This window comes from Parafrankia sp. BMG5.11 (assembly GCF_004337455.1).
Genome location: NZ_SJXI01000027.1, coordinates 471,965 through 485,410, shown reverse-complemented (window position 1 = coordinate 485,410; position 13,446 = coordinate 471,965). Strand labels below are relative to the sequence as shown.

Genomic DNA, 13,446 nt, shown 5'->3' with positions numbered 1-13,446 from the left:
AAATTTAGGTTCCGTCGCCCTCTTAATCATCGGCCTAGTGACAGTCTTTTTAGGCTGGATGACAGTGATGCAATTTAGGGTCGAGCCCGAGCATACGACAAAGGCTTCAGCGCGAGGCGGATGGGTTTGGATAATCGCAGGGTTGGCTCTTATGGGATGGCGCGTGTTTCGCTTTTTCTGACCGCGAGGCTATCGTGCAAAGCCAAGTTTCAGACCGAACAGACGCTCATAAAGTCAGCTTATTTGCAAGCGGGATAGCGTACGCAAGCTGGATTTCTACAGGCGAAAGGGGGCTCGCGTTTGCCCGGGATTGCTCAACGGGAGGTAAGAGGTGACTGCACAAACTCCGGAGCGTTTAGTTTTCGAAGGCCGGGAACACCCAATGTTCTCTGAGCCATTGAGCGATTTCCTTCGAAGCGGCAGTGGCCGTCCCGAGTTCCAGATGCAAAGCACCGCCTGCTGGAGAGGTTATATTGGCACCTGGGAGGTTATTGGCCGACGGCTCTACCTCGTAAAACTGGAAGGTCGGTTAAAAAGCGGAGAAAAGGCAAATCTTGCGGCAGTATTTCCGAGCTCCGAGGAACGGGTATTCGCTAGGTGGTTCAGCGGTATAATACAACTCCCGCAAGGTGATGAGATCGAATATTTGCACATTGGCTTCGCGAGTATTTACGAACGCGATCTTCTCCTTCGCTTCGAAGACGGTGAGTTAGTTGATCGAAGACTAAGAGTGAATGGGGAGACAGGTTCAGACGCGCCCGGTGACTGTGCACTGCTTCCTCGCCGCGAAGATGCAAAGTTAGCGGCGGGACCAGGGCATCAATTATGGGAACAGATAGAGCGTGCCGCTGAAGAGCTCTCAACGCAACCTAAGACGTTTGCCGCACTCGCCCTGAGAGAATTTTATTACACAGAGGGATCTGTCAGGATTGCCAGAAAAATACGTGCTCTCGCCTGCCCATCTGAACAGCTGAAAAAACTCCAGAGGAGCATACTGACATCTATCCTCGACGTCGCGGCCCCTCACAAACAGGCCACTGCTTTCTTCAGAGGGTGTAGTATAATCCAGAACGCGAGACAGCATCATAATAAGCATTATATGTTTAAGACCGATATTAGGTCATTCTTTGGATCTATAACGACCGAGGATATCACGACTACGCTTCGAAGGTTTATTCCGAACCTGTCTCAAAAGAATTTGGAAGCGCTGACAAAGGTGCTTTCATGCGATGGCACACTGCCACAGGGGGCGCCAACGAGTCCTCATGTCTCTAATCTTCATATGCGCGATTTCGATGAGCTAGTATCGTCCCAAGCAAAGAAACACAAATGTTCATATACACGGTACGCGGATGACATCGCTGTTTCATCGGATAACAAATTCGCAGTCCACCAAATGTCCGAAATAGTCGGAGATGCTCTTGGGAATGCAAGGTTTACTCAGAATACGAGAAAGACGCATCTGTTAGGCAAATTCGATCGCAAGATCGTCACGGGTCTGGATGTCTCCGGTGATCATATCCGACCAACGAAAAAGTTTCGCAAGACAACTAAGGCAATGGTCAGAGTGTTCATTGTTCATGATCGAAAGGCAATGCTGCCTAACATACAATCGCGACTTGCTTTTTGGCGTAGCATTCGACCTGACGATCCCGAAATGCTTCAGCTTCGCAAGAGCATAGCCAGCGCGTGATAATCGGCGATCCACGGGTCCTCCGCGATTAGTTCGGAGATGCTCTGTGGGTGGGGACGACTCCAACACAAGAGGCCGAAGGCCAAGAGAACCATTCGTACGCTGGCCGGTGAACCAGCATCGCTTGGAGCCGTCCCTCGTGTCACGCCTAGGAAAATAAGCTCTCCGGATCAACTGCCGGATGAGTAACCTGCTTCCTGACAGTTCGTACTGCTGCGATGTCCGCTTGCCACCCAACTTCGAATATTGAGGGCATTCGAAGGTTCGCCTGAAAGCCGACGGGCAAAGGCCATAACCCCTGGGCAAAGGAGGCTGGCCTGTCTTAGGTGGGTCTGACGTGGGCACGGGGCATTTCATTGGCAAACCGCCCCAAAAAGGACCCAAGCGGCCGACCCAGGCGAACGGCCTTTCCGCTCAACCTGCTGGACTTCCCTGCTGAAAGGCTGGCGCCGCCTACGGGTCGCCAAACTGGATATTGCCCTCGGTGGGGGGGGCTTTTGGCACTTAAAGGCCTGAATCGTCCTCGTCGTCGCTGCTGATGGGCAATTTGCCGGGGGCCTCGGGCTCGGTAGTTCGGCGAGTTGCCCAAGCCTTTCGCGCACCTGCCGATCGCTTGCGGGTCGCCGCCGCCCTCGCCCCGGCGTCTTTCATCCTCGCCGTGTGTGACGGGACTCCTTTGGTCATTTGCCAATGGGCTCGCAGCAGTCGGATCGCTTCCACTGGGTAGAGACAGGCGTCGAACATCCAGTGATGCGTGTGGCACAAGAAGACGAGGTTGTCGGGATCGTTGTTCCCCGGCTGGTGATCGAGGTGGGCCACCGTCAGTACCGCCCGCAGTTCCAACCCGCAGACCACGCAACACACATGTGGGTAGGCGGCCGCCGCCGCGAGGCGAGCCTTGCCTTGCTTGCGAACCAGCAGATCGGTCTTAACCTCAGCCGGTGTTATTTCCCAAACCCCTGTCGAATAGCCTGCTCCAACCTCACAGGCACCCACGCACGACCGACACCCCACCTTCATCTGTCGCCCCGTTCCGCAGCTCGGCCTGCGACCCGGCGTTCGACGGGAAGAAATCCCACCTCACTGCGGTCTTGATGCCGTCGCGCCGGGTCAGCGACCACGCCGGCCCTGCCTGCTCGAGCTTGAAGTCTGCCAGCGCCGCCGCTGCGCACCGGGCAACCTCGTCAGCGGACTTGGCGCTGTCGAACCGCGCAGCGACGTTCGGGTCGGTGATCTGGTGCTTCACGACGGTGCACCCGGGCAGCGCAATCGCCGCCAGCATCAATATCATTCGCATGCCAACTCCCCTCCATCGCGGACGGTCACCCGCGCAGATCAGAAAGTAGACCCGGCACGAGCCCCTAGCAACCGCGCAATCTCGGCGGGCCCTACGATGACGATAGGCTAGCGACCCAAAGATCTGCCGACGGCAATGGCTCGTCCGAATGTCCGCTCACCACCCAAGCTCGCACCTTGAGGGACTGGTCAGATTTACCTGAAAGCTGGCGGTCAAAGGTCAATTTAAGTGAAGCCGCTGAGCACATTTCAACTGGGTCTGACGCGGGCCGGAAGCAGTTTCCTACCCAGTGCGCCCCAAACAGGACCCAAGCGAGGATCCAGCCGAAAGGCCGTTCGCTCAACCCCGTGAATTTGCCTGCTGAAAGACTGGTGCCGCTTACAGGACTCACGTTTGCGCCGTAACTACTTGAAACAGAATGTAATTATTTCGAGCGCCTCGAATATGGCCCCCAATCTGGCCCCCGGCACGAATTTTATTTCCGTTCCGCCTTTGTCGGATGGCTACGGCTTGTCCCGGTCAGTGGTGGGCATCTTAAACCAGCAAGGCCCCCAAGGACCGGTGGCTTACTTAGGAATCTTTCGTTCAAACGGCGTCCACGGCTATCACAGTATCGTAGCCTCCAAGCTGAGTTAGCCCCTCATGGCTATCGATCCCAGTATAAGCGAGCGACGCGTTCTCGTAGCGACGGAAAGCGAAGACCGCAGCGTTCATGCGCTCTGTGTTGAAGACCTTCAGTCGCACCAACAGGTGAAAATCATCGACAGTTAAGCCGGTCACGGTGAGGAATAAGTCCGGCTCAAGTTTGGTGATCACGTCTTGAAGGGTGTTTTCCCGGAAATCGGTGAGATACATAAACGCAGGAATGCGCGTCGCAAATTTGATCAGCTTTTCCTGGACGAGCTTGCGCTTCGATTTGTATTCCTTCTCCTCGTCGCTTAGCTCTTTTTTCTCAGCGGTTGAGAGAGGGCGGTCCTTGCCCTTGTTCTTGATGTCCTTAACTTTCTCGCTCTTGTTGATGATCGTTTCGATCACGTTGTCGCCAAGAGTGCGCCATCCTTCGATCCTACCTACCGCCGCCATGGCCTCGTCGTTGTCGAGCACACGCCGAAGCGTGTCGTTATCGACATTGACCAAGAGTGCCGATTCCCATTTGCGCGCCAATAGCGTCGCCGATGTTCCAGCCATAGCAATGTCCAAGATACCGCCCGCATCGATCTGGGTCATGTTGGCGCCGTCATAGGCAAGCACCGGAAGGAACGAGACAAGGTCGCGGACGGCGTTTTCCGGATTTGGTTCGCCTGGCGACAGGCCGATCCCATACTCGGATAGTTGCCGCAAAGCTCGGGTCGGGGCGAAGTCAAAGACGAAGCAAACCGGTTTCAACACCTGCTCTGCATTAGGATCGTCACCTTCAGGGTTCTTGATCGACCACGGCGATTGCACGCGGAAAGCTGCCTGAAAGTAAGTCTCGGGTGATTTAAGATTGCGAAGCATTAAGATCGATGACCACTGCGGCACAGTAACGCCTGTGGTGAGCTTGCCACAGGACAACGTGATGGTCTTGCTATTGAATCCCCCGCCGATCGCATCGCGCACTGGCGGAAGAGCCTCCAAGCCGATCCCGGCCCCTGCTCCCGCCGCTACGATAACCTTGTAGTCGTGCCAGAAGACATTCTGCTTTTCCTCTAGGAGATTGGCCATGGCCCGACAGGCAGCTACGTTCGGCAAGAACCAAAGGGAATGTTGTAGATAAGGTAGCAGCCGCGCGTCTGAGTAGGGGAAAGGGGGGCGCGAGCCGGTTTTAAGAGCTTCGACGGTCTGGGGCGCATAGGCCCCCCGAATGATGCTCAGCCACTTCTGCACATCGTCAGTGTGTTTGAACGAGGCGAGCACGCCAGTCCCTGTCGCCGTGAAAAATTCGTTGAGGTCAAACTCATCGAACTCGCCCGCGCTTGCAATCGCCAGAAGCTCGTCTGGCATCTGATATGTCAGCAGCCGCATTTGCGGCAGCGCGGCATAAGGGTTTCGAGTGGCCGGGTCTGCGCCCTCCCACCTCAATTTGGCACGTTGCTCGTCAGTATAAGTCCAGTTAAAAATCTGCTCTTCGATGAACTCGCCGGTCGCCAGGGCCTTGAACGGCGTGCCGGAGAGATAAAGATAGGCTCGCGTAGTGATCGGTAGGAACTCGGCCTCGGCTTCGGATAAGACGCCCAGGTCCTCGTTGACCGTTTCGAGGTCACCCGCATATTCGAGCTTGGTCTCCGCCTTGGCTACAGCCGCGTCTTCACCTTCGAACAATTCCTTTGCCGTGTCCCGCCATGCCCCAAAGTGGTATTCATCGAAAATCACAAGATCCCAATTTATCGCGTGAAGCCATTCGTTGCGCGGCTTGATATTGCCCGTTGAATCGCGGCCCAGCACATCTTGGAATGACCCGAAATAGACAACGGGCTTGGCCTTATCGATTTGCGTCGGGTCCCGACCTGAGGACTTAGAGAGATACTGCCAGCCGTCGAAATCAACGTGGTTTTCGAGGTCGCTGCGCCAAGCATCTTCCACTGCGGGCTTGAAGGTAAGGACCAGCACGCGCTTCGCACTGAGCTTTCGCGCCAGTTGATAGCTGGTGAAGGTCTTCCCAAAACGCATCTTTGCGTTCCACAGGAAGCGCGGCACTGCTTGGGGGTCCTCGCCCCATCGTGATTGAAAATATGCGTAAGTCTGCTCGATTGCCGCGGCCTGCTCATCACGAGGCGGAAAGGTCTCGTGGTGGGTGCCCGTGAAAGCCTTTCGAGTGCGCAACTCGGTCAGCACGGTGTGGACGTCGGCTATCGTGCAGCGCATCCATTCAAGCTGGGGATTGGCGAAGCCCTTAGCGCGTAGCGCATCGCGCACGGCATGGTCTGTGATAACCGAGCCATCGTCCCGCGCGGCACTTTCGTCGAGTTCGATAGTGTAATTTGTGATCGCCGCAGTTTTAAGCTGCTCGGCAACCCGACGTTTCACATCGCGTGTGGTTTGGCCGATCTTGAGCAGTCCTGCATGTGCGGCGTCGGCAATGGTATACGCGTATATGCGGGGCTGAACGTCCGGCTTGGGAGTGAGGATTTCCCCAATTGTCGGCCTTATCACGCCTCAGGCACCACAGGACGAACCATCTTATCAATAAACTCCCGCTCTGCGGCTGACAGCTTGTACTTCTTGAATAGTTTCTCGTCAGTCCAATCCTCATTCCAATCTTGAATTGGAACGAAGGAATAAGCTGCCCGCATCGCGTCCTGCGTGTTCTTTCGGAGCATAATCAGGAACCGAAAGAACTTTGTTCTTATATATGCTTGAACGCTCTTGGCTTCAGATTCGGATTTGAACGGCCCGATCATCAAATAGGTTTGGGTGCAACAGCTACCTTTTTCCCCCAAAAAGGGCTTCGCTAGAAAAAGATACGGATAGCTTCCGCGTTCGCCGTAAGACTTGGAAATGTAGAGTTTATGCTTGTCTAGCCATTGAGAGTTTTTTGTTACCAACTTCCGATCAACATACCCGACTCCCCCGACCGTATGAATTTTGACAGAACCAGCGAATGGCTTATCCTTATAGTTCTTGAAGGAAGACAAAAATCCGAACGGAGTTTGAGGACTTACAAGCGACGAGAAACTCGGCTCATTCAGCTCTTTAACCTTCCGCACAATAGGAATGGCTTCATTGAATCGAACAAAAGTTGACTCGCCTGGCTCAAGCAAGGGCCTTGTCATTTCAGACACAACCTCCTGGCCCTGCATCGTTTGTATGGTACACTTGCCGGGATGGTCCCGGTCCCACAGAAAATAGCAAACCCCGCCCGAAATATCGACGCCTGGGAAACAATCAGCGGCATTCGGAAAGTCGACTATAGAAGTGAGACGCTTATCGTTGAGCATTTCCTCACGAAAATCATCTAGTCCCCTTCCACCAGCAAACCATCTAGAGGGAACCACCATCGACAGTAAACGAGGTTCAAGTTTTTTTGCTTGCTGGACGAAGTGCTGGTAGAGCGGGACTGCGTAATTTTCTTTTTCGACGCCCACGTTTAGCTGGTATGGTGGATTTCCGATGACCACGTCAAACTGCATGTTACCTCCAAACAGCGCCGAAATGCGTTCCTTGACATTGGCCCCGTGGGTCAACGCATAGGCATGGGTCTCAAGGTCACCGCCCCTTTTAAATAGGGCTTGAGGCGCACCGCAAAATTTGCATTTTTCGCCCACCCACGAATGCTCAGTACGTTCGAACCAGACGTTGCCGTCTTCGGTATTGAATCCTTTTACAATCGAATGCTCCCCGGTCGCGTGCTTCGAGCAATATAGGCTTCGGCGGGCAAGCAGACCCGTCAGACGGGTGATGCCGATTCCGAAGACCTGTTTCGTCAGAATATGATCGATGCGCGCTTGCAGATCAGGGATTTGCACTTCCAGCCCCTTGTTGAGCCGCGTTACAATCTCGCGCAGAAACACTCCGGATTTTGTGCAAGGATCGAGGAAGCGCACAGTGCTGTCCGCCCAAATGTTCGCCCTGCGATTTCCAGCCGACCAGGCATCCGCCACCGTATCGAGCATTCGATTGGCCAGCTCCGGCGGAGTAAAGACCTCGTCGTTCGACAGGTTGGCGATGCAGGTCAGCACATCAGGATTGCGTCCGCGCAGAGTGAAGCTCGCCTGTGCAGTCATGCGACCGGCTCTGCCGCTTGCGAAGCAAGATCGCGTACCGTCATCGGCGCGTAGCGGTCCGGGGTTGGTTGGAAAATCTCATGCCGCCCCAACGCCGCGAAAAGCGTTCCCTCTTCGCGAAAGGCTGCCATGCCAGTCAGCTTGTCTAGCCTGAAATCGCGGCGCTGAAACTTGCCCCTGCCCAGGTAGCCCCATTCGACAACTAGGATTGGATCACCCAGATCGTCTCGCATCGTCATTGCGTCACCATGAATTAAATTGAGCGAAAGCACGTGCGCGGCAGCGCAGTAGAGTTCATCCGTCTCTGCCAGCTTAAGGAAGGCAGCGAATACGCTGAGCATATTTGCGCGGCACTCAGCGATATTGTCCGCCAACACTTCAATCCCATAGCAGCAGGCCAGCGCTACCAGCGAGTAATGCCGCTTTTCAAACGTCGATTTCCCATAGACCAATTCGACCGCGGCCAGCTTTCGCCGGAGGATCGGCACGAGGAAATTGCCGCTGCCGCAAGCAGGCTCTAGAAAGCGGGCATCAATTCGCTCAGTCTCGCCCCGGACCAGATCAAGCATTTTTTCGACCAGCCAATCGGGGGTAAACACCTCGCCATGATCGGCTACTCGTTTCTTTGACTTAATTAGCGAAGCGTCGTCATTGGGGCATGTCCGGCTGGCCAGAAACGTCTGTCCCTTCTCGGTCGGCGGCGGTGGCGCTTTTGAGTTACCAGTATTGAGTTTTCTAATAGAATCTAACGACTCGATCACGCCGGGTGGCGGACTACCCAACCCGTCCTCCCAGTCGCGAACGGTATCGGGAGGGACGTTAAATTCTTGCGACACCTGTTCAATGGAAAGTCCCGCCGCAAATCGTGATCTTGCAAAACTCATACCGCTTCTTGAAGCTCACCGGGCGGGTGATCAAGCCCCGTACCGCTTGGATCAGTGCCCCGGCTGCCAAGACGCTCTCCGGAGCGCCTAAGCTTCACCTGTCCCCGATCGCGAGCGCCAGTCATCGGCGAGAACCCAACCTTCACGGCCCTTTAGTTCCCAGTCGTTCCACCCGTTCCGGTTAGTCCCGGTCACAGCCCAAGATGCGCCAGAAAACGACGTTTGTGGTGCATCGATACCTTGGATTTCCATCTTCCGGTTCTTGACCAACCCAGCGAATGTCTCCCCCCCATACTGGAACCGGCAAACCGTCCCTTCGGTTGGGAAGTTCCCGTTTTCACCCAGGCGACCAAACTCGGGAAAGGCCGTCTCAATAGCCATCGGGGGAATCCAGATTCTTCGAGCGATTTCGAACAAAGCCGTCCCCCGCAGCGTTACACAGTCTTCGTCCCAGTGGCCGAAGTCGCTCAGCTCGCGATTGAGGGCTAGGCTTGCGTGGGCGCGCAACGCCGGGAGTTTGGCTGAGAATGGCCCGTTCGACATTGTGGAATTGAGCGGCGAAGTGACCAGCGTCAGATTGCCTAGCTTGTTGATGCACTCGTCCCGTCCCACTTCCCTCACCAATTGATCCGTATTGATTTCCCCGTCTTCCAGATGCTCGAAGCCGGGGACCGGCCAGTTCTGACGCCACTTCTGCGGCATGATATGTTCGACAGTGAGGGCAGACTTGATGTCTATCTCTTCGCTGAGGGACGTGCGCTTCGCCTGCTCGATATGTTCGAAAATATAGCGAAGCCGGGGCTGCCTGGCCGACTTGTAATGATCGCGGCCAAGCCAACCTTGTCGAAACTCCGAGTCGTTCGGCCAGCGATCAGTGTCGTTCGGGCGAGTCGAAAGCCAGCGGCCCAAGGCTTCCACCTTGCAGCCTTCGCTTTCCCGCAAACGGTCAATCGTCCCGACAAAAAAGCGGTTATAGCTCTTGGTCGAAAGGCCCGCGATATCCCGCCGCAGAATGAAGCTTTCCAACATCGCCAAAGCTTCTGACAGTCTCTCGCCAACGTCGGCTTCAGTCGCGAGATAGACGACCAGTGGAAACGCGGTGCTTACGTCGAAAGCTTCGGCGAGAAGGCCGAATTTGCCGATCGGGTCGCGCTTGTCCTGCTCAAAAATCTTACGCTCGACGGACGCTGATGCGGTGATCGCTTCGAGTTCCGGCTCGACGCCCGCAAAAGGCCGCTCGTCCATGATCCATCGCCGGTAGCCTTCGAAGAGATTTTCCTTCGACACGATATCGGCCTTCACCATCGAAAGATGGTCGGTCAGCATCCAGTCCAGCCGGTTCGCCCCTTGCCGCCCGCGATACGCGTGGGTGCCCCAGAAAGGCCCGTCGAGCGGCAGCCAGTGCTTCTCGTAAAGCTCGTCAACCTTCAACGAGCCTTCCTCTTGTCCCATCCCCTTGGCCCGCTGGAAGATGAAATTGCGCATGAGGTCGCCCGGCGTAAGATCAACGCCCCGGCTGTTCAGGGTCTCAAAGATGGTCTGCGGATCGTCACCCCCTTCAAGCTCGATAGAGACGACGGCCAAGCCCTCTTTCATCGCTTCGAAGAGCTTTTCGAGCTTGGCCTCATCATAATGATCGCCGATCCCGACGTGACCGTTAATCTGTTCGCGGAACCATTCATGCGCTTGCGCAGCCTTACGCACGAACCCGTCCTCTTCGGCTGGCCTCTTCGCGATTGCCTCAAGGTTGGCTTGGGGATCGACGACTTGCGCGAACGCCCGGCGATCCATGAGCGAAGGCCAGACCTTGAAGCGCTCGACCAGCGGCGTCTCCATTATCCCCTCATTGAGCAGGTATTTCTGGATTTCAGCCGCGTAGGATGAACCGTTCGCAGCGGCGACATCGCGAAGCGCAGCCAGCAGAAGCTGGAACGTCGTCAACCGTTGCTGGCCATCGATAACTTCGTAGGCTTGGACTTCCTTGCCGAAGGTCTTGATCTGCGCGATCACCATCGCGCCCATGAAGTGCGGGACCATCGAGGCGCGGTCGGTCATTACGCGCTGGTATGCACGACCGATGTCTTCCCACAGAAGCCTTAGCTGGGGCTCGACCCTCCACGCATATTGGCGCTGGTAAAGGGGGATGAGGTATCGCTTCTTGCCGTCGAACAGATCGATAATCGACCGCGTGTAAGGCTTCATGGTGATCCCCCGTTCAAGACGTGGAACCTAGCCATGTAACCACGCAGCGCGCAATTGGTTCGACACGCAAGTCCCTGACTTTTCTAACCAGGAGTATTTGCGGGGCACGCGTCCAGCCGCATCGACCACGATGCCTAGCTGGTCGGAAGCGCACCGTTAGCTGGAACAAGCCGCTGGATCGTTGCGAGCGCGCGGGCGAGTTCGTCGCCGTCGGGCATTGCAGGCTTCGCCTTTCCCAGCGAGCGGATCAGTTCGGCCTGGCGGTGCGGCGCGACTGTCCCATAGCTGCCCAGCGTGGTCAGGACGCTCGAATGGCCGATGTTCTGCGACCAAGCTTTGAACGCCTCGATAGTGGGGCACACCTGCTGGCCAAACTGGCCCAGCGTGTGACGAAAGCTGTGCGGGTGGAAATAGGGCAGGCCCGCCGCTTCGAACGCGCGGCGGAACGCTGCTCGCACCGGCCCGGTCGAGCGCCAACCTTCGCGCAACAAGCCAGCAGGGGCGAACGCGCCATTGGCATCAGGTGCCATTGCCGTTGCCGGGAACAAGGCATCATTATCGCCCCTGTGCAGTTCGTCCCGCAGATAAGCGCACCACTCGATGAAGAACGTTAGCGCTTCGCCACCGACGGGAAGAAACCATGTCACGATGGTTTTCGAGTTCTTGGTGTCGACTTCACGCGGGTGCTGTTCGATCCGCTGCTCAGCGAGATTGACGTGCTTCAGTCGCAGCGAGCGCAGCGCACTGTCGCGTGCGCCGGTGAGGATCGCGCACGCAATCAGCGCCCGGTCGCGCTTCTCGATGGGCGTCGTCGCGGGCATCGTGGCCAGCACATGATGCACCTGGTCCAGCGTCGGGAACGGCTTGGGCACGCTCGCGTGGGCGATCCGCACGTCTTTGTCGCTCAGGTTGAAAAAGTCGGCATCATCATGGGTCAGCTTCGAGCGATAGCCCGGCTGGCCTGCCAACCAGTGAAAGAACGCGCGCAGCGCCTTCAGCGTCGTGTGCGCGGTCGCCTTGCTGAGCTTTTCGCCAGTGCGCGCGTTAACCTGTTCGCCCAGCTTGCGCTTGAACGCCATCGCCTGTTCGCGGTTGAAGGTGGCGAAATCCTTGTGCCGGTTCACTTCCTCGAACCGCGCCAGCGCCCGCGCGAGTACATCAATCGTTTTCTCGTCCGCGCGCATCGCCTCGCGCCGATAGCGGAAGTAATCGCGCTTGATCCGGGCGTTCTTTTCGCTGTGCTTAGCCATGGTGTTGGCGATCCTCTCGATTGTCACAATACAGGGGGGCAGGCGCGGAACCTGTTAGGCGTGGCTCCGCCTCCCTGTATTGAACGTCGACCCCGGGCATTTTGAGCGCGATCGCGGCGCGTGCGACCCGCTGGTGCATCACCGTGCCGCAGTCCTCGCACAGTGCCTTCAAATTACCCCCGGTGGCGCTGTGGGCCATGAAATCAACCATGCCCAGTGCCGGGCGACGCGGTTCGCGACACTTAAAGCAATAGATTGTGCCCTGTTGGCAGGGCCGCTTGAGCCGCTTGCGCCGCGCCACCAGAAATGCGCGCAATTCGCGCCCCAAGATCAACGTCGGGCGTTTCGAGGTAAGCGCGGGCAGTCCTTGGTCGATCCAGCGCCGCACGGTGTTCGCGTGAACGTCCAACGCCCGGGCAGCCTCCTCCACCGCATAGGGCCGGTCCTGCTTGATCCGCCGGGGATCGACCCGCCGTGCGGGCATCGCCCTAGCCCTCGCCCGCGACCAAACGCCGGATCGATTCCGCGCGGATCAAGGTGCGGCGGCCGAGCTTGAAGGCGTCCAGTCGCTTGTCGGCGATCATCGCATAAATCGACGTGCGTCCCAAGCTCAGCACGCGTGCCGTTTCGTTGATGGAGTAGGCAAATTTTTCCATGATCGAAGCTCCAATGCGGCTGGCGAGTGCCAGCGAACATCAGCAATCATGCATGGGGTTAGCGCTCGAAATCGTCCGGAAAGGTCCGGAAAGGTTCGGTAACTATTTGGTCGCTTCAATCTGAAGCCATAGGCGCCGAGCGCGTTCGGTCACCGCCGTGTCACCCACATCAATGTCCTGGGCGGAGAACCACGCTAACATCGCGCGAGTAATCTCGGCCTGTGTTTTTGGTTGAAGGTCGCCCGCCCAAAGCTGGATAGCGATAGCCGCCCACATTTCGTCCCAATGGGCGGCGAGTGGCTTGCCGCCCCTGTTCGGCGGCGAGGGTACCTTAGCCAATTTTCGCTCGTAAGAATCGGCGCGAAGGAAATTGTGTCGAGCAATTATGAGGTCGGCTTCGATGGTCTTCTTCACATCGAGATAGTGACCGTAAGCGGCGCTTGACGCAGAACTTCCTGGTACTTGGCCAGCCATCCGAACGACTTCGCCAACCTCGGGTCCTAAGGATTTGAAGATCCGCTGCACCGCACTTTCAATTTCAGCAAAAGCTTCGTCCGTCCGGGCAACGTTTCCCACATCCGCCAGCAGCGAGCTAAGGGCGGACCCCACTGCCCTTTCCATTTCCTTGAAGGCTGCCAAGATCGTTGACCCCGAGTGGAGGCGCCCCATTCCGGAATAACTGGCGTAAATAGCGGCAGCCTTCTCTAAGAAGTCTTCCTTCGCGCGGTCCACAGCACGGGCCGCTATCAGTTCCACTTGCC

General features: G+C 56.8%; 11 protein-coding genes. 1 reads left to right on the top strand and 10 read right to left on the bottom strand.

What is annotated here, in order from left to right:
* The first annotated feature begins 331 nt into the window (after positions 1-331).
* The gene (locus E0504_RS20335) at positions 332-1,693 is read left to right on the top strand and encodes a reverse transcriptase family protein (protein ID WP_131625543.1); all 1,362 of its coding nucleotides are present in this window, start codon (positions 332-334) and stop codon (positions 1,691-1,693) included.
* A 504-nt stretch (positions 1,694-2,197) separates the two neighbouring features.
* Here the strand turns inward: E0504_RS20335 and E0504_RS54285 are convergent.
* The 10 genes from E0504_RS54285 to E0504_RS20290 form a co-directional block, all read right to left on the bottom strand.
* The gene (locus E0504_RS54285; protein ID WP_373693914.1) at positions 2,198-2,713 is read right to left on the bottom strand and encodes an HNH endonuclease; all 516 of its coding nucleotides are present in this window, start codon (positions 2,711-2,713) and stop codon (positions 2,198-2,200) included.
* Complete coding sequence (locus E0504_RS20330; protein WP_131625542.1) at positions 2,676-2,990, bottom strand: hypothetical protein; 315 nt, start codon at positions 2,988-2,990, stop codon at positions 2,676-2,678. The genes E0504_RS54285 and E0504_RS20330 overlap by 38 nt, the downstream gene beginning before the upstream one ends.
* Positions 2,991-3,575: 585 nt before the next feature.
* Positions 3,576-6,122, bottom strand: a complete 2,547-nt coding sequence (locus E0504_RS20325) for a DEAD/DEAH box helicase family protein (protein WP_131625541.1) — start codon at positions 6,120-6,122, stop codon at positions 3,576-3,578.
* The gene (locus E0504_RS20320) at positions 6,119-7,693 is read right to left on the bottom strand and encodes an Eco57I restriction-modification methylase domain-containing protein (protein ID WP_131625540.1); all 1,575 of its coding nucleotides are present in this window, start codon (positions 7,691-7,693) and stop codon (positions 6,119-6,121) included. Before E0504_RS20320 ends, E0504_RS20325 begins: the two co-directional genes overlap by 4 nt.
* Positions 7,690-8,367, bottom strand: a complete 678-nt coding sequence (locus E0504_RS20315; protein WP_131625722.1) for an N-6 DNA methylase — start codon at positions 8,365-8,367, stop codon at positions 7,690-7,692. Before E0504_RS20315 ends, E0504_RS20320 begins: the two co-directional genes overlap by 4 nt.
* Positions 8,368-8,664: 297 nt before the next feature.
* Positions 8,665-10,779, bottom strand: coding sequence for a DUF262 domain-containing protein (locus tag E0504_RS20310; protein ID WP_131625539.1), 2,115 nt, complete (start codon positions 10,777-10,779; stop codon positions 8,665-8,667).
* A gap of 134 nt (positions 10,780-10,913) precedes the next feature.
* Positions 10,914-12,029 carry a tyrosine recombinase XerC gene (xerC, locus tag E0504_RS20305; protein ID WP_131625538.1) on the bottom strand — a complete coding sequence of 372 codons (1,116 nt, stop codon included), beginning with the start codon at positions 12,027-12,029 and terminating at the stop codon, positions 10,914-10,916.
* Positions 12,022-12,513, bottom strand: a complete 492-nt coding sequence (locus E0504_RS20300) for a helix-turn-helix domain-containing protein (protein WP_131625537.1) — start codon at positions 12,511-12,513, stop codon at positions 12,022-12,024. Before E0504_RS20300 ends, xerC begins: the two co-directional genes overlap by 8 nt.
* A gap of 4 nt (positions 12,514-12,517) precedes the next feature.
* The gene (locus E0504_RS20295; protein WP_131625536.1) at positions 12,518-12,685 is read right to left on the bottom strand and encodes a helix-turn-helix domain-containing protein; all 168 of its coding nucleotides are present in this window, start codon (positions 12,683-12,685) and stop codon (positions 12,518-12,520) included.
* A gap of 102 nt (positions 12,686-12,787) precedes the next feature.
* Positions 12,788-13,441, bottom strand: a complete 654-nt coding sequence (locus E0504_RS20290; RefSeq protein WP_165938564.1) for a hypothetical protein — start codon at positions 13,439-13,441, stop codon at positions 12,788-12,790.
* Positions 13,442-13,446: the final 5 nt, after the last annotated feature.

Coding starts and splice junctions, on each gene's coding strand:
- E0504_RS54285 (WP_373693914.1), bottom strand. CDS start 2,713: ATGAAGGTGGGGTGTCGGTCGTGCGTGGGTGCCTGTGAGGTTGGAGCA.
- E0504_RS20330 (WP_131625542.1), bottom strand. CDS start 2,990: ATGCGAATGATATTGATGCTGGCGGCGATTGCGCTGCCCGGGTGCACC.
- E0504_RS20320 (WP_131625540.1), bottom strand. CDS start 7,693: ATGACTGCACAGGCGAGCTTCACTCTGCGCGGACGCAATCCTGATGTG.
- E0504_RS20310 (WP_131625539.1), bottom strand. CDS start 10,779: ATGAAGCCTTACACGCGGTCGATTATCGATCTGTTCGACGGCAAGAAG.
- xerC (WP_131625538.1), bottom strand. CDS start 12,029: ATGGCTAAGCACAGCGAAAAGAACGCCCGGATCAAGCGCGATTACTTC.
- E0504_RS20300 (WP_131625537.1), bottom strand. CDS start 12,513: ATGCCCGCACGGCGGGTCGATCCCCGGCGGATCAAGCAGGACCGGCCC.
- E0504_RS20295 (WP_131625536.1), bottom strand. CDS start 12,685: ATGGAAAAATTTGCCTACTCCATCAACGAAACGGCACGCGTGCTGAGC.